19 protein-coding genes are annotated in these 20,503 nt (G+C 62.9%); 1 reads left to right on the plus strand and 18 read right to left on the minus strand.

All coding sequences use genetic code 11. From position 1 onward, the window contains the following. Positions 1-219 precede the first annotated feature (219 nt). From AC1Q80_RS28865 to AC1Q80_RS28935, 15 genes are all read right to left on the minus strand, one after another. Positions 220-1,032 (minus strand): ABC transporter ATP-binding protein, encoded by an 813-nt coding sequence (locus AC1Q80_RS28865; RefSeq protein WP_492362687.1) that lies wholly within the window; start codon positions 1,030-1,032, stop codon positions 220-222. Then, positions 1,025-1,978, minus strand: coding sequence for an ABC transporter ATP-binding protein (locus tag AC1Q80_RS28870; protein ID WP_492362688.1), 954 nt, complete (start codon positions 1,976-1,978; stop codon positions 1,025-1,027). Before AC1Q80_RS28870 ends, AC1Q80_RS28865 begins: the two co-directional genes overlap by 8 nt. Next, entirely contained in the window at positions 1,965-2,804 is an 840-nt protein-coding gene (locus tag AC1Q80_RS28875; RefSeq protein WP_492362689.1) for an ABC transporter permease, read from the minus strand. The genes AC1Q80_RS28870 and AC1Q80_RS28875 overlap by 14 nt, the downstream gene beginning before the upstream one ends. After that, positions 2,804-3,823, minus strand: a complete 1,020-nt coding sequence (locus tag AC1Q80_RS28880) for an ABC transporter permease (RefSeq protein ID WP_209789800.1) — start codon at positions 3,821-3,823, stop codon at positions 2,804-2,806. The genes AC1Q80_RS28875 and AC1Q80_RS28880 overlap by 1 nt, the downstream gene beginning before the upstream one ends. 18 nt (positions 3,824-3,841) lie before the next feature. Continuing rightward, the gene (locus AC1Q80_RS28885; RefSeq protein ID WP_492362690.1) at positions 3,842-5,419 is read right to left on the minus strand and encodes an ABC transporter substrate-binding protein; all 1,578 of its coding nucleotides are present in this window, start codon (positions 5,417-5,419) and stop codon (positions 3,842-3,844) included. After that, positions 5,419-6,582 (minus strand): DUF917 domain-containing protein, encoded by a 1,164-nt coding sequence (locus tag AC1Q80_RS28890; RefSeq protein ID WP_492362691.1) that lies wholly within the window; start codon positions 6,580-6,582, stop codon positions 5,419-5,421. Before AC1Q80_RS28890 ends, AC1Q80_RS28885 begins: the two co-directional genes overlap by 1 nt. Next, positions 6,579-8,126: a hydantoinase/oxoprolinase N-terminal domain-containing protein gene (locus AC1Q80_RS28895; protein ID WP_492362692.1), complete on the minus strand. Its 1,548-nt coding sequence runs from the start codon at positions 8,124-8,126 to the stop codon at positions 6,579-6,581. The genes AC1Q80_RS28890 and AC1Q80_RS28895 overlap by 4 nt, the downstream gene beginning before the upstream one ends. Beyond that, positions 8,123-8,644, minus strand: coding sequence for an Lrp/AsnC family transcriptional regulator (locus tag AC1Q80_RS28900; protein ID WP_492362693.1), 522 nt, complete (start codon positions 8,642-8,644; stop codon positions 8,123-8,125). Before AC1Q80_RS28900 ends, AC1Q80_RS28895 begins: the two co-directional genes overlap by 4 nt. Positions 8,645-9,163: 519 nt before the next feature. Next, positions 9,164-10,000, minus strand: a complete 837-nt coding sequence (locus tag AC1Q80_RS28905) for an alpha/beta fold hydrolase (protein WP_492362694.1) — start codon at positions 9,998-10,000, stop codon at positions 9,164-9,166. Positions 10,001-10,168: 168 nt separating this feature from the next. Beyond that, entirely contained in the window at positions 10,169-11,773 is a 1,605-nt protein-coding gene (locus AC1Q80_RS28910) for an MFS transporter (protein ID WP_492362695.1), read from the minus strand. Beyond that, positions 11,770-12,213: a DoxX family protein gene (locus AC1Q80_RS28915; RefSeq protein ID WP_492362696.1), complete on the minus strand. Its 444-nt coding sequence runs from the start codon at positions 12,211-12,213 to the stop codon at positions 11,770-11,772. Before AC1Q80_RS28915 ends, AC1Q80_RS28910 begins: the two co-directional genes overlap by 4 nt. 244 nt (positions 12,214-12,457) lie before the next feature. Beyond that, complete coding sequence (locus AC1Q80_RS28920) at positions 12,458-14,440, minus strand: amidohydrolase (RefSeq protein WP_492362697.1); 1,983 nt, start codon at positions 14,438-14,440, stop codon at positions 12,458-12,460. Next, entirely contained in the window at positions 14,440-14,721 is a 282-nt protein-coding gene (locus AC1Q80_RS28925; RefSeq protein WP_492362698.1) for a XapX domain-containing protein, read from the minus strand. Before AC1Q80_RS28925 ends, AC1Q80_RS28920 begins: the two co-directional genes overlap by 1 nt. 70 nt (positions 14,722-14,791) lie before the next feature. After that, positions 14,792-15,478: a hydrolase gene (locus AC1Q80_RS28930; protein WP_492362699.1), complete on the minus strand. Its 687-nt coding sequence runs from the start codon at positions 15,476-15,478 to the stop codon at positions 14,792-14,794. A 159-nt stretch (positions 15,479-15,637) separates the two neighbouring features. Next, the gene (locus tag AC1Q80_RS28935; protein ID WP_492362700.1) at positions 15,638-16,570 is read right to left on the minus strand and encodes a VOC family protein; all 933 of its coding nucleotides are present in this window, start codon (positions 16,568-16,570) and stop codon (positions 15,638-15,640) included. A 133-nt stretch (positions 16,571-16,703) separates the two neighbouring features. Between AC1Q80_RS28935 and AC1Q80_RS28940 the strand changes: the two genes are divergently transcribed. After that, positions 16,704-17,603, plus strand: coding sequence for a LysR family transcriptional regulator (locus AC1Q80_RS28940; RefSeq protein ID WP_492362701.1), 900 nt, complete (start codon positions 16,704-16,706; stop codon positions 17,601-17,603). 15 nt (positions 17,604-17,618) lie between these two features. Here the strand turns inward: AC1Q80_RS28940 and AC1Q80_RS28945 are convergent, their stop codons facing one another. The 3 genes from AC1Q80_RS28945 to AC1Q80_RS28955 are packed head-to-tail and all read right to left on the minus strand — an operon-like array spanning position 17,619 to position 20,502. Beyond that, positions 17,619-19,145 (minus strand): amidohydrolase family protein, encoded by a 1,527-nt coding sequence (locus tag AC1Q80_RS28945; RefSeq protein ID WP_492362702.1) that lies wholly within the window; start codon positions 19,143-19,145, stop codon positions 17,619-17,621. After that, the gene (locus AC1Q80_RS28950; RefSeq protein ID WP_492362703.1) at positions 19,142-20,080 is read right to left on the minus strand and encodes a nucleoside hydrolase; all 939 of its coding nucleotides are present in this window, start codon (positions 20,078-20,080) and stop codon (positions 19,142-19,144) included. Before AC1Q80_RS28950 ends, AC1Q80_RS28945 begins: the two co-directional genes overlap by 4 nt. Further along, a complete protein-coding gene (locus AC1Q80_RS28955) occupies positions 20,077-20,502 on the minus strand; it encodes a VOC family protein (protein ID WP_209789814.1) in 426 nt (141 codons plus the stop codon). The genes AC1Q80_RS28950 and AC1Q80_RS28955 overlap by 4 nt, the downstream gene beginning before the upstream one ends. Between the last annotated feature and the right edge of the window lies 1 nt (position 20,503).

Raw genomic sequence — 20,503 nt, forward strand, 5'->3', positions numbered from 1 at the left:
CGCGTGTACGCTGGCTCCACAGTTCCCCTTAAATATATAGCATAGGCGATTGGCGTTCGCTTGTCGTCTGCATCGCCAAGCTCTTCTATCGTCATCGCCGCCGTCTCTTCGCGGCCATGCATATTTCGGCGCGCAGAGTGCGGTGGGCGGTCGGTTCACTGCCCTTCGAACCGGCAAGAACGACCACGTCGCCCACTGCGCACTTCCAGGCTCGCCACATTAACCCCGGCGTGCCGAAGCGACCTCGGCGCCGGTCGGATTTCGTCCGTATCCCATCAACTGGCGTGTGTACTCCTCGGCGGGTGCAGTCGATATCTGCTCGGTTGAGCCGGCTTCGATAATGCGACCGCCGCGCATGACGACGAGCGTATCGGAGACATGCCGCACGACCTTGAGATTGTGGGTGACGAACAACATCGACAGCCCCAACTCTCGCTTGAGATCTTCCAGAAGGTTCAGGATCTGGGCCTGAACGGAGATATCGAGTGCCGAAGTGGGTTCATCGAGAATGAGCAGCTTGGGTTGGAGGACCAACGCTCGCGCGATAGCGACGCGCTGTGCCTGTCCACCCGAAAGCTCCCGCGCCCGACGGCTGAGAAATGTGCCAGGCAGCCCGCAACGCTCGAGCATCTCGGCTGCGCGCAGGCGCAGCTCCTCGGCAGGGACACGGCCTTGTGCCGTCATCGGCTCAGCCAGAATTTCCGCAATGGTCAGCCGCGGACTGAGGGAGAGGAATGGGTTTTGCGCAACGACGCCGATCGCGCGGCGCCGCTCGCGCAGACGCTGCTCCGGCAACGCCAGCCAATCGTCGCCGTCGAGGCGGATGGTGCCGCTTTCGACCGGAACAAGCCGCAGGATCGCCCGTAGCAGGCTGCTCTTGCCCGAGCCCGATTCACCGACAAGGCCGAGCGTGCTGCCGGTCGCCAGTTCCAGGCTGACCGCATTGACCGCCGGCGGCGGCGGCGCGGAGAAAAGACCCGTCCGACGGTAACGAACCACGAGATCGCGGATCTGCAGCAGTGGCTCATCCATGGTGCGGCTCCAGGTGACATGTCCAGCAATGGTTCCCATCGTCTCGTTCCGGCGGCTTCGCCTCGCGACAGACCGCCATGGCGCTCGCGCAGCGCGGCGCGAAAGGACAGCCCTCGATCACGGCAAAGGGGGATGGAATGTGGCCCTCGATCGACGCCAGCCTCTCGCCCTTGGCCACCGCATCGGGCAGAGCGGCGAGCAGCGCCTGTGTGTAAGGGTGGCGCGGCGCGGCCAGAAGTTCATCGGTGCGCCCCGCTTCCACCGTATGGCCGGCATAAAGCACTGTCGCGCTGTCGCAGCATTCGGCAACCACGTCCATGTCGTGCGTGATCATCAGCACCGTCAGGGCACGTTCCTGGACAAGGCGTTTCAGCAGTGCCAGCACCTGTGCGCCAACCGTAACGTCGAGTGCAGTCGTCGGCTCGTCGGCAATGATGAAGTCGGCCCCCGTCGCGAGCGCTTGCGCAATGACCACGCGCTGCTGCATGCCGCCCGAAAGCTGATGCGGGTAACTCTTCAGCACCCGGCGTGGATCCGCAAGACCGGTTGCAGCCAGCAGTTCCTCGGCGGCGGCGCATCGCTGGAAGCGCGGCAGGCCGCTATGGCTCTTGAGCACGTCGTCCATCTGCCGGCCGATCCGCAGCACAGGATTGAGGGCAGCGGCCGGGTCCTGCGATATCATGGCAATGCGCCGGCCGCGCAGACTTTTCGCAACATCGAGAAGGTTCAGCCCGTCGAAGCGAAAGGCGTCAGCCGAGACGCGCGCGCTTTGTGGCAACAGGCCGAGCAGCGCCATGCCGGAAATGGTCTTGCCGCAGCCGGATTCCCCGATCAGACCGTGGATCGTGCCGCGTTCGATCGACAGGTCGACGTGACGAACGGCGTGGATGGGATTGTGGAGGCTGCCGAAGCGGATAGCCAGCCCCTTGATTTCAACGAGCGACATCGCCCTGCCCTCCATCGTCGCCGCGCAACGCATCTCCCAACACCGAAAAAGCCAGCGCCAACACGAAAATGGTCATGCCCGGGGCGGCCGCATACCACCAGCGCAACGGGAAGAAGGCGCGGCCGGCGTTGACCATCTGCCCCCAGTCGGCCGTCGGCGGCAGGATGCCAAGTCCGAGAAACGATAGTGCCGATGCCGTGAGCAGTGCCGGGCCGAAATCGATCGCTGCCTGTACAGCAAGGGGCCTGCTGGTGCTCGGCAGAATGTGCCTGAGAATGATTGTGCCGTGCGAGACCCCCATCACCCTTGCCGCCTCGATATAAGGCTGGCCGCGCAGGACGAGGACCTCGGCGCGCGCCAGCCGCGCATACCAAGGCCACCAGGTGACGGCGACTGCAACGGTGGCGTTGACCATGCCCGGCCCCATTGCCGCGGCCATCAGCACCGCCAACAGAAGCGCCGGGAACGCGAGGAAGACGTCAGTGACGCGCATCAGCGCATCGTCGATCCATCCGCCGAAATAGCCCGCCAGCAAGCCAATCGGCAGGCCGATCACCAGCGAAAGCGCGACGATCAACAGGCCGGTGGTCAAGGAGACCCGTGCGCCGTAGATAACGCGGCTGACCATGTCGCGGCCGAGATGATCGGTTCCCAGCCAATACTCCGTCGACGGCGGCGTTAGCTTGTCGGCGATGTTGGGCGCACCCAACCCCTGCGCCGGGAAAGGCGCGACCACAGGCGCGAAGATCGCCAGCAACGCGACGAAGATGATGAAGAAGAGGCTGATGGAACCGGCCCAGCCCAGCCGCTTGAGCAGATCGCGCATCACAGGGCCACCCTCGGGTCAAAGATCGCCTGTGCAAGGTCGATCAGGAGGTTCATCGCGACATAACAGATCGTCACCACCAGGGTTGCCGCGGCAATCACCGGGAAGTCCTTTGACAAGATCGCCTCGGAGACGTAGCGGCCGAGGCCTGGCCAGGCGAAAATGATCTCGACCAGCACGGCGCCGGTCAGCGCATAGGCAAAACTCAGGCCGACCACGGTGAGCGCGGGACCAATGGCGTTCGGCAGTGCATGTCCGAAGAGGATGCGAGAGCCCGAAAGGCCGAGCGCACGAGCGGCAACGATGTGCCGACGCTGCAGGATCTCGATCATCGCCGATCGGGTGAGCCGCATGGCGACACCCGCGGGATAGCTGGCGAGCGTTAACGCCGGCAACACGAGATGCGACAAGGTGTCGAAGAAGGCCGCAGGGCGCCCGGCCAAGAGCGAATCCACCAGGTTGAAGCCGGTGACGGACGGTAACGGCGCAAGCACCGCGAACTCCTTGGACAGCCTGCCGGAGAGCGGTAGGATGCCAAGCCACTGGGCAAAGAAGGCTTGCAGCAGCATGGCCAGGAAAAACGTCGGCATCGCTACGGCGGCAATCGAACCCAGGCTGCCTAGTCGATCGAGCAACCCGCCCCGCCCGGCTGCCGTCAGTACCCCGGCAGGCACGCCGATCAGCAAAGCCAGCACGGTGGAGAAGACGGCGAGTTCCAATGTTGCCGGCAGAAAGACGGACAGGTCATCGGCGATTAGCCGCCGCGTCTTGTAGGAAACGCCGAATTCTCCAGTCGCCATTCGCGCGGCAAAGGAGAAGAAGCGCTCATGCAGCGGCGCGTCGAGCGCCAGAACCTTGCGCGCTGTCTCGATCTGTTCCGCCGTCGGGCGAGGCCCGGCATAAAGTGCGGCCGGATCTGACGGCACCACCTGAGCCACCACGAAGACCAACAGAGTGACCCCCAGCACCACAAAGACCGAAAGTACCAGGCGTCGTAACAAATAGCGCATCAGGTGCATGACGCTTCGCTCCCTGCCCTAGCGGCTCAGTTCGTGCACGAAGGTCACGTGGCCATAGGCCGGGTTGTCGGCGTAGTTCTTGATATCTGCGCGGATAATGTGGACGTTGGGCTTGTCGACGACAAACACCGCTGCCGCCTCGTCGATCAAGATGCGCTGCGCCTTCTTGAACGAGACCTCCGCCGCATGTCTGTCGGTCGCCGACAGCGTGTTCGCCTCGTCAATCAGCTTGTCGAATTCCGGATTGGCGTAATAGCCGAGGTTGAAATTCGGTGCGGTCTCGGAATGGAACAGGTTGAACAGGTAATCGTAGGGCGTGACGAAGGTTGGCCACCAGTACATCAGGAAGATGTCCTGCCCTGCGGCAGGGTCGGCCTTGGCCAGTTGCCACTGCGCCTCCCAGGCCATCGGCTGCAGCGTCAGCGTAATACCCAACTGTTCGAGATTGGCCTTCCACAGTTCGCCAGCCAGCGCTTCGAGCGCGTCGCCCGTCGCATAGGTGAGCGTCAGTTCCAGTCCGCCTTCGGCAATACCGGCCTCCGCCAGCAAGGCTCGGGCCTTGTCGAGATCCGTTGCCGGGATCGGCGCCTCCGCATCGTGTCCCCAGATACCTGGCGGGATGACACCCCTGGCGCGCGCGCCGAGACCGGCGGTTCCGGCAGAGATGACATCGTCATAGGGAAAGGCGATCGAGAGTGCCTGACGCACCTTGGCGTTGTCGAGGGGCGCACGGCGCGTGTTATACATGCCGACAAGCGTTTCGAAGGACGGGTTTGAAACAACGCTCAGCTCGGGATGCTCTTTCAGACTTTCGAGATTGTCGTAGGGGATGCCGAAGGTCCAGTCGGCCTCGCCGCTTTCGAGCTTGCTCTGGGCCAGCACCACATCTTCGATGATCTCGAAGACCACCTTGTCGAAGGCACCCTCGGACCAGCCGCCCCAATAGCTGTCGTTGCGGGTGAGGATCGCGCGCTGGCCGGGCTCGTAGGATTCGATCCTGTAGGGGCCGGTGCCTGCGCTGTTGCCGGCATTGAACCAGGCGTTGTCCTTGTCGATCGAGGCGGGACTGTAGATCCACGCCGCAAAACCGGCGGCTGCGGTGATATCCATCGGCTGCGCGGTCTTGAGGCGCATGATCACGGTTGCTGTGTCCGGCGTCTCGATTGTCTCGACCGGCGCCCAGATGAAGGAAGCGCCGCCGCCGATCTTCTTGGTCCGCTCGATCGAGGCTTTCACCGCCTGTGCCGTCAAATCCGCTCCATCGTGGAACTTGACGCCTGGCCGCAGGCGAAAGGTCCAGGTCAGGCCGTCCGGCGAAGCCAGCCAGCTTTCGGCCAGCAATGGCTCCACCTTGGCCTCCGCACCATCGCGCGCCGGAATGTAGCGCGTCAGCGTCTCATAGGTATTTGCAAGCACGGCGCCGTCGTTCGAAAACGAGGTGGCGGGATCGAGATCGGGAAATCCCGCGGGATAGGCGAGCGTGAAGATGGACGTTCCATCAGCGGCGATCGCCTGTCGCCCGCGCAGGACGGGCACTCCGGCACCCAGGGCAAGAGCAGCAAAACCAACAGTTTTCAGCAGATCGCGACGCTTCATCACAGTGCTCCCACGGGAGCCGAAAGGGTTTCGCGCTCCATCTGTTTGTCGTTGACATAGGCATGCACGGGTTCAGCCGCGTTCGGCTCACCCAACGGCTCGAAATCGAACGCGTAGCCGAAAGCGCGTGGCCCGACGGATGCAAGCGCCCGCTCGGTCCGCAACAGCCCCGGCGACGGTATCGCGATGACGCTGACCCGCAAGCCGTAACGCTGCTCCTCCGTTGCGATCGGCCGGCCCGTTTCGCTATCGACCATGCAGATCAGGTCGGGGACCATCGCCAGGGTGCGGCCGGCCTCGCGCGCCACCAGATATTCGTTCTGGATATCGACTTCGACCGAGCGACCCGAGAATGCGCCAAGCCCGGCGACCGTCATCCGCCCGCGCACGAAGCCCCCTTCGATCTTGCGAGCGATATCGACGACCTTGCCCTGCAGCAGCAGCGTCCCGCCTTCGAGATTCAACACGGCTGCCACCGGATCCGTCTTGGCTGCACGTGCGGCAAGCACAGCGTCACCAAGCCGCCAGGCTTGGCTTACCGTGTGGGGAACGCCGAACCGGCGCACGAAATCGCCGCTCATCGGCGCCGTGCACATATGCGCCGTGCACCCCATCGCGATCGTCCCGGCGCGCATCAGCTTTTCCAGCATTTCCGGGCTGGTCGCGTCCGTGACGACAAGGACATTTCCGGACGCGTCGGCCAGCGCAGAAGGTGCGGAAGGATGACCGTTGATGAAGAAGGTCGTCATCTGCACCTCGGGAAAGGCGCGCCCCATGCCATCGGCGTCGACGACGGGAATGTCGAGCTTTGCCGCCGTCATCATCGGCGAGATGCCATTGGCGCCACCGATTTCATCGGCGATGACGGCGTCGATCCGGCGCCCGATCAAGGCTTCGATCGAGCGCAGCACCCGTATGCCTTCGTCGCCCTCGTCCATCTTTTCGATGCCGACGGTTGGCGCACCGATGCCGCCGAGGGCCAGCACCATGGCATCCGCGGCAAGATCGACCGGGCGAATCACCCTAATCTGGCGCCCCTGGCGAAGCTGGGCCTTGGCCATCAGTGCGCCGAGATATGGGCTTCCGCCGCCGCCGGTGCCAAGGATGCCGGCGCCGAGCGCTATCCGGTCGATATCGCTTTCCTGCAAGTTCCAGAACTTCATGGGTTGAGATCCCCCACCACCTTGGCCGCGATCCGCATGGCATTGCCGGGCAGATAGGAGAGCGGCGTTTCATCGATTTCGGCGAGCGTCACCGTGTGTTCGGCGGCCCCCGCCTCGACCGCGCGTCGGCGCGCTTCGGCGATGACGCCATCGAGCGCCGCCTGTCGCGACTGGCCGTCGAGCGATACGATGTTGTCAACCTCGCCAGAGACCTGGGCGATCGCAGCACCGATGGCATTGGCCGAGCCGAAGTGGTCAGGCCGCAGCGAGACGCTCGTTCCTTCAAGGAGACCCTCGATCAGCACCGATCCGCCACCGACAAGGATCGCCGGGATCGGCTCCGGGCCTGGCTTCATCTGATCGACCACGGCCTCGACGTCGCTTTTCATCTTGGCGAGTGCAGCGGTCACCATCGCGCCGTCGAGATGCTTCAGGCGCGTCTTGTCGCCGAGATCGACGAGACCGGCGGCAACGGCAACATCGGTTGCCGTCAATGTGTCGCCACCGAAGCAGATTGCCTTTTCCGGCAGGCGGAAGCCCACGGATTCGGGCCCGATGTGCACCCCGTCGCGAACGATACTGCCGCCACCAAGGCCGAACGAGAAGACGTCTGGCACCCGGAAGTTCGTGGGTACGCCGGCAATCGCAGCCCCTTCGCCGCGGCTGCGCGGGAATCCGCCGATCAGCATGCCGATATCAGTCGTCGTGCCGCCGATATCGATGACAACAGCGTCTTTCAATCCGGTGAGAAAGGCCGCACCGCGCATGGAATTGGTGGGCCCGGAAGCGATGGTGAAGACCGGAAAACGCTCGGCGTAGTCAGCCGACATCAAGGTCCCGTCGTTCTGCGTCAGGTAAAGCGGGCAGGAAAGGCCCAGTTCGCCAAAGGCGTGGCGGAAAGCCGCAATCGTCTCATGCCCGATACGGTGGAGGCTGGCATTGAGGATGGTCGCGCTCTCGCGCTGCAAGAGGCCGGTTCGGCCAATGCGGTGTGAGAGGCTGATCGATGCACCCGGTAGTTCCTCGGCAACAATCGCCGCCGCCTGCTGTTCCATGCGGGGATCGACCAGTGCAAACACCGAGCAAATGGCAATTGCGCTGATGCCGCGGCTTCGCCAGTCGCTGCAAGCCTGCCGGATCGCATCCGCGTCGAGCGAGGCGATCGCCGAGCCGTCATAGTTTACTCCGCCTCCGACAAGTGCCGCCCCGCCGTCGACGACGCGCTTGAGATCGTCAGGCCAGTCGATCATCGGCGGGAGGGCGCGCGTGGATGATCCGCAAAGCCTCAACACGCCGGTGCGCTGCAGGCGGCGGCGCTCGACGAGGGCGTTGAGAAAGTGCGTCGTGCCGATCATCACGGCACCGATCTTATGACCGGCGATGCCTGCAGCCGAAAGCACAGAGCGGATCGCGCCCGAGACACCGTCCGTGACGTTTTCGGTTGTCGCTGTCTTGATTGTCGCGAGAACTTCGTTGCCTCGCAGCAGTGCCGCGTCCGTGTTCGTTCCGCCAACATCCACGCCAATGCGCAACCGCTCGTTCATTTCGTCCTCCTGGCGCGGCGGCCCGCGCCGTTCGGCTGCGGCTCACGCTGGCTGAGTGCCGTCGTACGGGTGCCGTAGATCTTGTACATCCGCAGGATCATGTTGGTGACGACCCGGTTCACACCTGGAATCTTGCCGACGGTCCCCTCGGTGAATTCGAAGAGTTCGGCGTTGGTGTCGAAAAAGACGGATGCCGCCAGCGTGTAACGCCCGGTGATCGCCGCCAGATATCCGACTTCGTCATATTCGCCGAGTTCGGCGGCAACCTCATCGGCCTTGCCGGGCTCGACCTCGATCAACAATTCCGCCTGAATGTCGCGGCCGATCGCTGTCGGATCGGGGATGGCGCCGATAACGATGTGCCGATTTTGCAGGAGAGCGGCGATGCGGTTACGCACCGTGCGCTCGGAAACATTGCCGATGCGTCCGGCAATTTCCGATGCGGAAAGGCGCCCATCCTCTGTCAACATGGAAATGACCGTTCGGTCGAGCTCGTCCAGATCGTCTCGGTTCGTCACGAGATGCTCCTCAGGTTTATCTGAGGGGTACCTTATGTGCCGAACCGGAATTGAGTCAAACAAAATATTCCGAAACGGAAATGTTGGTATTTGAATTGCCGTTTCGGAAACCAGTTCAGCGTCAAGGCGGCAACCGTTCCTTCCCGGCGCAAGACGTGGAAGACGACATGTCGGTCAAAGGGCGAGCGTTGCGGCTTTGTCCGCCGCAAGTGTGGTGCGCCAGGTGGTTCAGCATAGCGGCGGCATCGGCCGGGAAGCTGGGCCCCGCGCCGTCTCGGCAAGGCGCTCCGCGTGATGGAGGGCGCGCACGGGCTCGCCGTAACGGGTGATCTGTGCGTTATCCAGCCCGCGGACGATGCCCTTGGTTGAACCGTTGCTATAGGGGGACTTGCGGCCGATCCGGGCGCAGCTTGCCGACAGTGCGGCAAAGGTCGCCGCAGAGATGCGGCGGGCGAACTGCGGCCAGTGTCGAGGGACGTGGGATGCGGCGGAAGGCGCCGCACCCCTTCTCATGCGATGTCAGGCCCTGATGAAGGCGAGCAGGTCGTTGTTGAGGACGTCGGCATTGAGCGTCAGCATGCCGTGGCCGAAGCCTGGGTAGGTCTTCAGGGTACCGTTTCTCAAAAGCTTGATTGATTTCAGCGCGGCGTCGGCGATCGGAACGATCTGGTCGTCGTCACCATGCAGGACCAGGGTCGGAACGCCGATGGCCTTCAGGTCTTCCGTCTGGTCGGTTTCCGAAAAGGCCTTGATGCCCTCGTAATGGGCCTTGGCGCTGCCCATCATGCCTTGCCGCCACCAATTCTGGATCACGCCCTCCAATGCTGTCGCGCCGTCGCGGTTGAAGCCGTAGAACGGACCGGCAGGCACGTCGCGGAAGAACTGCGCCCTGTTGGCAGCGAGCGCGGCGCGGAAACCGTCGAAGACCTCGATCGGCAGGCCCTCGGGGTTCGCCGCCGTCTTGAGCATCAGCGGCGGCACGGCCGAGACCAGGACTGCCTTGGCAACGCGTCCCGAAGGTTCGCCGTGCCTGGCAACATAGCGCGCCACTTCGCCGCCGCCGGTCGAATGGCCGATATGGACGGCATTCTTCAGATCGAGCGCCTCGACGACGGCAAAGGCGTCGGCGGCGTAATGATCCATATCGTGGCCGTCCGAGACCTGCGACGAACGTCCGTGGCCACGGCGGTCGTGCGCGACTACCCGGTATCCCTTGGACAGGAAGAACAACATCTGCCCATCCCAATCGTCAGCGCTGAGCGGCCAGCCGTGATGGAACATGATCGGCTGGGCGTCCTTCGGACCCCAATCCTTGTAGAAAATTTCGGTTCCGTCTGCGGTGGTGACAAAGCCCATGATCTTTTCTCCTTTGACTGTTTGAAGAGAGGTTGGTTTCGCGGCGTTGTGATTGTCTATGCAGGGATATTGGACCGAGAAGAGAATGCCTGCAATTGCAACAACAGTGTCGATTGAATTGCACATTTCGCAATGAAAGGAAGGCGGCGGGGAACCGCCTCCACTTGGTCACGCCGGTACTCTACCCGGCCGATTGATCGTCAGGAAGTGCCTGACGACAGGCTTTTCCGCGCCCGAGTGATAGGCGAGCACCTTGCCCTGGAGGTCGGCATCGGCCTGCGACACGCGCTTGTGCTGCCTGAGATGCTCCGCCCAGGATTCGACCATGAACCACTCGACCATCTTTTCCGGGTCGGCGGAATCTTCGGTAACGCCCCAGCCATAGGCGCCATCGCGTCGGCGCTCCTGCGACAGTTCATCGAGCGCATGCAGGAATGCGGTGCGGTGATGTTTTTCGATATGATACTCGATCAGGATCAGCACCGGACCGCGATCATGGGGAACCGGTTCGGCAACGAGCGGCTCCGGCCAATGATTGGACGGAACGAGATCGGCATCGCCCGCCGGCAGTTTGATGCGGTGCATGATCAATCCGGCCACGAACAGGCCGCCCGCACCGATCAACAAGGTGCCCGAGATGCCGGCAATTTCGCCGACGGCACCCCAGCCGAGGCTGCCGGCCGTCATCGCGCCATTGAAGACGGTGAGATAGACGGCGAGCCCGCGACCGCGCACCCAGTTCGGCAGGATGGCTTGAGCGGCGCCGTTGAGGGTGGTGAGAGCGGTGATCCAGGCGGCGCCGAGAAAGAGCAGAATGACGACCGCCAGCCATTGTGGCGGCGCCAGCGACAGGGCAGCCATCACCAGTGCTGTCACTAGCGCGGATCCGAGCAGCAGGCCGTCGGCGCCGAAATGCTGGCGCAGCCGCGGCATGACGAGCGCGCCGCCGATCGCGCCGGCACCGACCGAGCCGAGCAGGATGCCGTAGAAGCTGGCGTCGCCGCCCAGAAGCTGGCGCGCCACCAGCGGCAGCAACGCCCAGACGGCGCTGGCAAAGGCGAAGAAGATCGCCGCCCGCAGCAGAACGACATGCAGCGGCCTGCTGGCACGGGTATAGCGCAGGCCCGCCCGGAATGCCCCGAAGAACCCTTCCGAAAGCGCATCATCCGCATTCTTGGCACGCGGCCACCAGACCAGCGCTGCAATGACGAGGATGTAGCTCGCAACGTCTGCGCCGTAGGTGACGGCGGCACCAAAGGCGGCAAGCAGCAGACCGCCCGCAGCCGGGCCGATGGAGCGCGCGATGTTGATACCCAGAGAATTCAGCGCGACGGCGCTCTTTACGTCTTCCCGCGGCACAAGTTCCGGAACGATCGCCTGCCAGGTCGGGCCCATGAGGGCTGCGCCGATGCCACCCAGGAAAGTCAGCGCGATCAGGGCGCTGACCGACAACAGGCCCAAATGCGACAGTGTCATCAAGGTTATGCTGACACAGGCAAGCAGAAGCTGGATAGCGATGAGAAACTTTCGCCGGTCTAATATATCGGAGAGGACGCCCGCCGGAATTGCCAAGAGAAAGATCGGCAAGGTACCGGCCGCCTGAACCATAGCGACGGCGGCGGGCGCTGCGGAGAGATCCGTCATCAGCCAGGAACTGGCGACATCGCGCATGAAACTGCCGGTGTTGCCGAGAACCGTCGCGGCCCAGAGGACAGCGAAGACGGGTTGGCGCAGCGGAGCGAAGCTGCCGCCCTTGGACTTCGAAGCGCTCATTTGCCAGCTCCTTTGGTGATGTCGATCGCTGCGACGAGGACGAATGCGCCGGCAAGGCCAAGATGCTCGAAGAAGCCGTTGGTGGCCATCATCCGTTCCATGCCCGGCGCAAGCTCCCAGAAGCGAAGGGCGATGAAGGTCGCAAGAAGGGTGAAGACAGCGAGAGCCAGCGCTCCAAGCCAACGCAGGTAACCCGAGACAACCATGGCCGAAGCGATGAGCTCGAATACGATCACGCCAACCGCGAACAGGCCGGCCGGATTGAGGCCGAAATGCTCCATCTCGGCGATTGCGCCATTGAAATCGAAGATCTTGGTGAGCGGCCCCTGGATATAGGCCGCGCACAGGGCGAGAAGCGCTGTCGTCCGCGTCACGGGCGACCCGGCAAACCTGTGCAGTGGGCCACCGGGGCGGTGGATGGAAAGAGAACGGTCAGTCATGTCTGCTCCTGCGATCTTCGCTCTTGGGTAAGAGCGACGGTGTGTTCGTCTGATGGAGGCCATGTTGCCCGGGATGATTGCTCCGAACAATTGCAGTAATTATTGCGATTTAATTGCGAATATTGCAACAATTACCGGCGGCAAGAGGAGGCAAACGCCATACGCATGACGGTGCCCGGGAGGTTTGAAAAAGACGGGCAGCGCCAATCGGCTGCCCGTTCCTGCTTGATAGCAGCGCAGGGCTTCACACGGCCCAGCAGGAGCAACCGAGTGCACCGAAGAAACCCTTGAGGTCGGCGATCGGCAGTTTCGACGTCCAGGCGCCGGCATGGTCGTGGCCGTGCACGCCGCAGTCGCTGGCGCAGCCGCATGTCGAAATGGCCGTGCGGCGGAGCGAACGCTTGCCTGCCCCTTCCGGTTCGCCCCAGGCGGCGTATCCACCGAAAGCCCTGACCGGCGACCAATCCGGCATGGCCGGCGGCACGTCGTTTTCATCAAGCGCCTTGAAGACGCCGGCGGCGTAGACGATCTTGCCGCCCACCATGGTGAGTTCCGAGGCCAGGAAGGAAATCTCGTCCTCGGCGCAGGAGAAGAAATCCTTGTCCGGGACGAGGAGATCGGCGAACTGGCCCTTCTCGATCCGTCCCTTCTTGCCTTCCTCGTTGGAAAACCACGTCACTTTCTCAGTCCACATGCGCAGCGCCGTTTCGCGGTCGAGGCAATTGGCACGGGGATAGAGCTGCATGCCGCCGACGGTCTTGCCCGTTACCATCCAGGAGAGCGAGACCCAGGGATTGTAGGATGCGACGCGCGTCGCATCCGTGCCGGCAGAAACGTTGACGCCCTTCTCGAGCATACGCTTGATCGGCGGTGTCGCCTCGGCAACGCCGTGGCCGTAACGCTCGACGAAGTATTCGCCCTGGTAGGCCATCCGATGTTGGGTAGCGATGCCGCCGCCGAGCGCGGCGATGCGGTCGATCGAGCGATCCGAGATGGTTTCGGCATGGTCGAAGAACCAGTTCAGCCCTTCGAGCGGGATATCCTTGTTGACCTTTTCGAAGACGTCGAGTGCGCGGGTGATGGTTTCGTCATAGGTGGCGTGCAGGCGCCAGGGCCAGCGGTTTTCGGCCAGCACCCGAACGACCTCCTCCAGTTCACCTTCCATTTCCGGCCCCATCTCCGGCCGGGGCTGGCGGAAGTCTTCGAAGTCCGCGGCGGAGAAAACCAGCATCTCGCCGGCACCATTGTGACGGAAGTAGTCGTTGCCCTGCTTGTATTTCACCGACTGCGTCCAATTGAGGAAGTCCTGCTTTTCCTCCTTCGGCTTCTGGGTGAAGAGATTGTAGGCGAGGCGAACGGTCAACTGGTCTTCGTCGGAAAGCTTCTGGATGACGGCATAGTCGTCGGGATAGTTCTGGAAGCCGCCGCCGGCATCGATGACGCCGGTGATGCCCAGCCGGTTGAGCTCGCGCATGAAATGGCGGGTGGAATTGACCTGGTAGTCGAAGGGCAGCTTCGGGCCCTTGGCGAGCGTCGAATAGAGGATGCCGGCGTTCGGCTTGGCCAGCAGCATGCCGGTCGGATTTCCGTTGGCGTCGCGGGTGATCTCGCCGCCCGGCGGGTTCGGCGTGTCTCTCGTATAGCCGACGGCGCGAAGGGCCGCACCGTTCAGCAAGGCGCGGTCATAGAGGTGCAACAGGAACACCGGCGTATCCGGCGCGACCGCATTGATCTCCTCGATAGTCGGCAGGCGCTTTTCGGCGAACTGATGTTCGGTGAAACCGCCGACGACGCGCACCCATTGCGGCGCGGGCGTGATCGCCACCTGCCGCCTCAGCATGTCCATGGCGTCGGCAAGGCTGCGAACGCCGTCCCACCGCAGTTCCATGTTGTAGTTCAGCCCTCCCCGGACCACGTGGGTGTGGTTGTCGATCAGTCCCGGCAGCACGCGTTTGCCCTTGAGATCGATGATTTTGGTCCCAGGCCCCGCCAGCGCCATGACCTCACGATCGCTGCCGACCTTCAGGAACAGGCCGTCCTTGATGGCGATCGCGGTGGCGTTCGGATTGGCGCGGTCAAGCGTGGTGATCAATCCGCTGTGAAGGATGGTATCGGCGTGCATGGGGTCGGCTCCGGTCTTGCTGGGGTCGGCGGCATTTGCCGGTGAAAACAGGCTGGGAAAGGCGAGGCTGGTCGCGGCACCCAGAAAGGTTCGACGCGTCGTCATCAGCTTTTGTCCTCCTGCGAAGGCTTGACAGCCGCGACCACATTCGCGCCGCCCTTCGGCAGATGACCGAACATATGCGGCTTGACCTGATGAAGCCAGGACAGGGCGGCGGGCTCGCGGGCCCAGACGCTCTTTGCCAAAGGCACGAGTTGCTCGCCGACGAGAATGCCGAGCAACCCGATGAGCGCGACGACGGGCGGTGCGGGCGACCGCACATTTAGGATGCTGTAGATCACGCCCACCAGCAGGCCGGCACCGAGGGAGAGAAGGTAGACTTTCATGGGGTAACCTCGCGGGATGACGGGAAAATCGCTACGGCAGGACGTATCCTGCCGGAGCGGCCGGCGATCGCTACTTGGCGGGGTTAGGCCCGATCCGCTTGCCGTGGCTGACGCGCTCGGCGCCGCCGTGGACATGGGTTACCGCATAGTCGATGCCCATGCCGTACGCGCCTGAATGCTCCTTCACCAGGCCGGTGACGGCGTCATAGGTTTCCTTGCGCGCCCAGTCCCGCTGCCATTCGAGCAGCACCTGCTGCCAGGTGACCGGAATGACGCCCGCCTGCGCCATGCGGTCCATCGCATATTTGTGCGCGTCGAGAGAGGTGCCGCCGGAGGCGTCCGCAACCATGTAGATCTCGTAGTCGGTATCGTGCAGGCACGAAAGCGCGAAGGTCGTGTTGCAGACCTCGGTCCACAGGCCCGAGACGACGATCTTCTTGCGGCCGTCGGCCGCACCTTTCGCCAGCGCATCGCGCACGTTCTGGTCGTCCCACGAGTTCATCGAGGTGCGCTCGAGAATGTCGTTTTCAGGGAAGACGCCGAGCAGTTCGGGATAGGTATTGCCCGAGAAACTGTCGGTCTCGACCGACGTGATCGTCGTCGGAATGTTGAAGATTTTCGCCGCCTTGGCGAGGCCGACGACATTGTTCTTCAGCGTCTGGCGGTCGATAGACTGGACGCCGAAGGCCATCTGCGGCTGCTGGTCGATGAAGATGAGCTGGCTGTTCTGCGGGGTCAGGACTTCGAGCTTGGACATTGGGTCTCTCCTTCGTGCGTGATGTGCCGTCTGGCGGCGGGTTTTAAGCGGAATAGGCGCGACCTGTCGGAGACTGTGTTTACGGGCTTACTGCGACAGGCCTTCCGGTATTGGAGCTGCGGGCGGCTAGAGCCGGCCGGCCCGCAGGCAATTCGTCTTTCAGGCCGCGAGCGGCACGAGGCCGGCCTCGATCCGGTCGCGCAAGGGTTCGTAGCGTTGCGGCAGCTTCAGCGCCTGACCAAGATGGGCGGTGTCCTCGTCACGGTTGAAGCCGGGCTCGTTGGTCGCGATTTCGAACAATACACCGCCAGGGGTGCGGAAGTAGATTGCCCAGAAATAGTCGCGGTCAATGACCGGCGTGACCTGGTAGCCGGTGTCCATCAGCGCCTTGCGAACCTCGAGCTGTGCTGCGCGGTCCTCGACGGCAAAGGCGATGTGGTGGACCGAGCCGGCACCCTGGCGAGCAAACGTGGTTTGCGGCAGCGCTTCGAGATCGATCGTGTTGGCACCGTTGCCGTTGGGGATCACCAGCCGCGTAACGTTGCCTTCCTTTTCTGCGCGCTCATAGCCCATGAAACCGAGAAGTTCCTCCATGGCTGCCGTGTCATGCAGGCTCAATCTGGCGCCGGCAAAGCCGCGGATGGCTGCATCATCAGGGACACCGCCGCCGGTCCAGGCGGAACGCCCGTCATCGGCCTTTTCAACCAGTGCCAGTCCGTCACCATCCGGGCCGGAAAACCGCAGGCGGTTGGCACCGAAGATCGTATCGGTCTTGATGCCAGCGACACCCTGCGACACCAGGCGATCCTTCCAGTAGGCAAGTGAGCCCTTGGGAACAGAGAACTGCGTCTCGCCCACTTCGCCAACGCCCGGGCGGCCGCGCATCATCTGATCGAACGGGAAATAGGTCATCACCGTGCCGGCAGCACCGGTCTCGTCGCCGTAATAAAGATGGTAGATGCTCGGCTCATCGAAATTGACCGTTTTCTTCACCCGCCTGAGGCCGAGCGTGTCGGTGAAGAAGGCATTGTTCCGCTTGGCGTCCGACGCCATGGACGTCACATGGTGCAGTCCCTTGATATCCTTGATCATGGCCGTTGTTTCCTTGCGTTTTCTCCGGGCGTTTCGTCCGGTGTTTGTTGCTGAAAACAAACCTACGCAGATTGCCGACCAGGCGGAATTGCAATATTACTTTCGAATGAATTGCGATTTTTGAAATAATGAGATGAACGACTATAAAGCGCTCCGCACTTTCCTGATGGCCGCCGAAAAGAGAAATTTCGCGCAGGTCGCCCGTGAACTCGACATGACGCCGGCGGCAGTGACCCGGGCGATCGCCGCACTTGAAGCTGATCTTGGTGTTCAGCTCTTCGTTCGAACGACAAGGCAGGTGTCGCTGACGACGGACGGCGCCATTTTCGCAGCCCAGATCCAGCCGGCGATGGAAACGCTCGAAAGCGCGCGCCGCGACGTCATGAACACCCACAAGGCGGATGAAGGGCGGCTCCGGATCAGCGCGCCGACCTGGCTTGGGAAAACCTTTCTGCCGACCATCATTTCCGGATTCAAGGAGCGCTACCCGAAGATATCATTCGAAGTCGTGCTGTCGGACGGGATGGTGAACATCGTCAACGATGACTACGATCTGGCAATTCGCATCTCGTCGCAGCCCTCCGACAAGTTCACCATCTGGCGGAAGATCTGCGCGATACCGCGCATTTTGGTCGCAGCCCCGGGCAGTCGTTGCGCCGGCCTCAGCCATCCCGGAGAACTCACCCCCGAAGAGTGCCTCGCCTATAGTGGCGAGAGCCGCCGGGAAAATTGGGTTCTCTCGGATGGCGGCTCATCGGTGACGATATCGGCAGGCCGGGCCTTCAGCGCCAACAGCGGCGAGATCCTCGCCGACATGGCGGCTGACGGTGCGGGCGTGGCGCTGCTTCCCGGCTTTCATATCGCCGAACATCTGCGGACCGGACGCCTCGTCCATGCCTTCAAGGGCTGGGCGCCGCAGGATCTGTGGCTAACGCTTTACTATCCGCCCTACCAGGCGCTGCCGCCGCGTATCGCGGCCTTCTCCAAGTTCTTCGAGCAGCAGATCCTAGGCGTCGTGATCCCGGTTCATTGAGCGGCGCAATCAGGATCAGAACCTGATACGCCCCGCCGCGCCATCCCCCTGATACCGGTTGAGGCCGATATCGATCCGGGTCGCGCGGCGATGGATCTCCGCCATGACCGGCTCGAAAACACTGTTGCGACGCTCCAGCTCGGCATGTTCCGCAAGATAGGCCGGCACCAGTTCGGCAATCTCGTCGAAGACGGCCTGTTCGTCGACTGTGGTCAGACGCCCCTTCTCCATCACGATCCGGCCTGCGACCATCACGGTCTCGATCGAAGAGCCGTTTTCTGAATAGACCAGATGTTTGGCGACGTCGTTGAGCGGCATGAAGGGATAGTTGCGCAGATCAAGGATCAGAAGATCAGCCGCCTTGCCGACTTCGAGCGAGCCGGTCACCTCTTCCAAAAGCGCCGTCTTAGCGCCGCCAATGGTAGCCATTGCCAGGATTTCGTCGGCCGCCACCCACGCCTCGTAGTCAGGCCCAGCAGCGCTGTGCACGAGGCCGGCGACCCGCATGACGTCGAAGATGCGGGATGTATCATTCGAGGAGACGCCGTCGGTCCCGAGGCCGATGGTCACCCCGGCATCGAGCAGTCGACGGATCGGAGCGATGCCGGCGCCAAGCTTCAGGTTCGATACGGCATTGTGGGCAACCGAGGCACCGGCCTCCCCCATCAGCCGCATGTCCTCGTCGCTGACCCAGACCGAATGCGCAATCGTCGTGTTGCGCTTCAACAGGCCGAGTTCGTGCATATAGGCGATCAGGGACTTGCCATGCAGTATCTGGCCGGTCACGGCCTGCGTCTTGGTCTCCAGAATATGCGTGTGGAACGGCACGTGCTTTTCGACCGCAAGCTCCATGCAGGCTGCCATCAGATCCGGCGAACAGCGCTGCGGCGCGGACGGCGCAATCATGAAATTCAGCCTGCCGGATTTCCCGTGCAGGCTGGAGAAGGCCGACCGGCAATAGTCGATATAGGCACTCGCGGTCATCGGCGGGCCGAAGTCGAGAAGAGCCTGCAACACGGCCGGCATCACCTCGCGCGCAAAGGGCAGCGCATCGAGCGTGTGGACGTTCATCACCGCGCTCGAAACATTGGCGCGAATGCCGGCATCGTCATAGGCGCGAAAGACCGTTGCAAGGCGCTCGAGATCATGGCGCGGCGGATCGAAGAAATCGTCGCAGAAGGTGGTGACCCCTGTGCGCAGTGATTCCATCGCAAGCAGCAGGCTGCGCAGATAGAGCAGCCTTTCGCCGATCGGGTCGTTCATCAGCAGCGGATACGCATAGAGCAGCCAGATTTCGAGCGGCATGCGCTCGTAGCGGCCGCGAAGGAAGGTCTCGCTGGAATGGGTGTGGGCGTTCACCAGTCCGGGCAAGGCCAGCTTGCCGCGGCCCTCGATGATCCGTGCGTCCGGGCCGGCGGAGAGCGCCTCGCCGATCGCCTTGATGGTCTCGCCCTCGATCAGGATGTCGCCGGAAAACGGCACTGCGCCGTGGCTGCTGTCCATTGCCACGATCGTCGCATTGCGAATCAGGATTTGGCTCATGGCAGATTTTCCAGCGATTTCAGGAGGAGATCATAGTAGGCGACCGGATCGCCGTCCGTGACATAGAACACATTCTTCGGCCGATCGGTGATCTGCCACCAGTCGGCGACCGTCATGCCTAACGTCAGGGTGCCGTTGAGCTCAACGGAAACGTTGATCTGCCGCCCCGAAAACATCGCCGGCGCCAGCATGAAGGCCGGCACGCACGGGCCGTGCAGCGGTGCACCGTCCCAGCCGTATTTCCTGAGGTCGAAGGCTTCTGAGAATTCCAGCATTTCGGCGGTTGCCACGCTGCAGCGATTGCCTAGCGCCCGCATGGCGCCGAGACGCTCGGGCGTCGACAGCATCTTGTGCGTCACATCGAGCGGCAGAAGCGTGGTCCTGATGCCGGCCTTCAGCACGATGTCGGCGGCCTCGGGGTCGACATAGCAATTGAACTCCGCCGTCGGCGTGATGTTGCCAACTTCGAAATAGGCGCCGAGCATTGCGACAACTTCGTGGATCTTGCCGGCAAGATCGGGCGCCTTGCGCAGGGCCATGGCGAGATTGGTGACCGGCGAGAGCGAGCAGATGGTGATCTCGCCGGGATGAGCGCGCACCGTATCGATGATGAAATCGACGCCGTGTTTTTGCTGCACTGCGATCTTCGGCTGTGGCAGGTCGGGACCGTCAAGGCCGGTTGGGCCATGCACGTGCTCGGCCATGACAAGCGGGCGGATGATCGGATGTGGGCAACCGGCAAAGACCGGAATTTCCGGCCGGCCAGCCAGTTCCATCAGCTTCAGGCAGTTGGCGATCGTGTGATCGAGACTGATGTTGCCGGCAGTTGCGACCAGTCCGAGAACGTCGAAGGCCTGGCGTTGGCCGAGGATCATCAGGATGGCGGCTGCCTGGTCCTGACCGGGATCGGTGAGAATGATCAACTTGCGGGTCATGGCGCCACCTTGCCGGGCGCGCCGCCATCGAGCCAGGCGTAGAGTTCCCAGGTTTCGCCATCCGGACCGTGGAAATAGAGGCAGCGGGCGTTCCACGGATAGTCGGCTGGGGGCTTGACGAAGGTCACGCCGTCTTTCCTCAGATCGGCATAGAGGCCGTCGATCTCGGCGGGATTGTCGAGCCGCACCGCCACAAGCACGGCAGAGGCCGAGCCCTTGGGCACGCGCACATCGGCATGCGTCTCGATATGCGACCGCTCCCAGAGGGCCAGTGTCAGCCCGGCGCCGGTGAAATCGGCAAAGCCGGGGGCGCGATGCTTGAGTTCGAAGCCGAGCTTTTCCGTATAGAAGCGGATCGACGCCTCGAGGTCGGTGACCAGGATGCAGACATCCTGGATCGGATGGCGTTGGGCAAACGTCATG

This window comes from Ensifer sp. GW823-FHT05D09 (genome assembly GCF_058795755.1).

What these genes read in the sequence shown, in the direction of transcription:
- AC1Q80_RS28880 (WP_209789800.1), bottom strand. Translation starts at nt 3,823, where the DNA reads ATGCACCTGATGCGCTATTTGTTACGACGCCTGGTACTTTCGGTCTTT.
- AC1Q80_RS28915 (WP_492362696.1), bottom strand. Translation starts at nt 12,213, where the DNA reads ATGACTGACCGTTCTCTTTCCATCCACCGCCCCGGTGGCCCACTGCAC.
- AC1Q80_RS28940 (WP_492362701.1), top strand. Translation starts at nt 16,704, where the DNA reads ATGAACGACTATAAAGCGCTCCGCACTTTCCTGATGGCCGCCGAAAAG.
- AC1Q80_RS28875 (WP_492362689.1), bottom strand. Translation starts at nt 2,804, where the DNA reads ATGCGCGATCTGCTCAAGCGGCTGGGCTGGGCCGGTTCCATCAGCCTC.
- AC1Q80_RS28955 (WP_209789814.1), bottom strand. Translation starts at nt 20,502, where the DNA reads ATGACGTTTGCCCAACGCCATCCGATCCAGGATGTCTGCATCCTGGTC.
- AC1Q80_RS28885 (WP_492362690.1), bottom strand. Translation starts at nt 5,419, where the DNA reads ATGAAGCGTCGCGATCTGCTGAAAACTGTTGGTTTTGCTGCTCTTGCC.
- AC1Q80_RS28945 (WP_492362702.1), bottom strand. Translation starts at nt 19,145, where the DNA reads ATGAGCCAAATCCTGATTCGCAATGCGACGATCGTGGCAATGGACAGC.
- AC1Q80_RS28870 (WP_492362688.1), bottom strand. Translation starts at nt 1,978, where the DNA reads ATGTCGCTCGTTGAAATCAAGGGGCTGGCTATCCGCTTCGGCAGCCTC.
- AC1Q80_RS28950 (WP_492362703.1), bottom strand. Translation starts at nt 20,080, where the DNA reads ATGACCCGCAAGTTGATCATTCTCACCGATCCCGGTCAGGACCAGGCA.
- AC1Q80_RS28865 (WP_492362687.1), bottom strand. Translation starts at nt 1,032, where the DNA reads ATGGATGAGCCACTGCTGCAGATCCGCGATCTCGTGGTTCGTTACCGT.
- AC1Q80_RS28935 (WP_492362700.1), bottom strand. Translation starts at nt 16,570, where the DNA reads ATGATCAAGGATATCAAGGGACTGCACCATGTGACGTCCATGGCGTCG.
- AC1Q80_RS28895 (WP_492362692.1), bottom strand. Translation starts at nt 8,126, where the DNA reads ATGAACGAGCGGTTGCGCATTGGCGTGGATGTTGGCGGAACGAACACG.
- AC1Q80_RS28920 (WP_492362697.1), bottom strand. Translation starts at nt 14,440, where the DNA reads ATGACGACGCGTCGAACCTTTCTGGGTGCCGCGACCAGCCTCGCCTTT.
- AC1Q80_RS28925 (WP_492362698.1), bottom strand. Translation starts at nt 14,721, where the DNA reads ATGAAAGTCTACCTTCTCTCCCTCGGTGCCGGCCTGCTGGTGGGCGTG.
- AC1Q80_RS28910 (WP_492362695.1), bottom strand. Translation starts at nt 11,773, where the DNA reads ATGAGCGCTTCGAAGTCCAAGGGCGGCAGCTTCGCTCCGCTGCGCCAA.
- AC1Q80_RS28905 (WP_492362694.1), bottom strand. Translation starts at nt 10,000, where the DNA reads ATGGGCTTTGTCACCACCGCAGACGGAACCGAAATTTTCTACAAGGAT.
- AC1Q80_RS28930 (WP_492362699.1), bottom strand. Translation starts at nt 15,478, where the DNA reads ATGTCCAAGCTCGAAGTCCTGACCCCGCAGAACAGCCAGCTCATCTTC.
- AC1Q80_RS28890 (WP_492362691.1), bottom strand. Translation starts at nt 6,582, where the DNA reads ATGAAGTTCTGGAACTTGCAGGAAAGCGATATCGACCGGATAGCGCTC.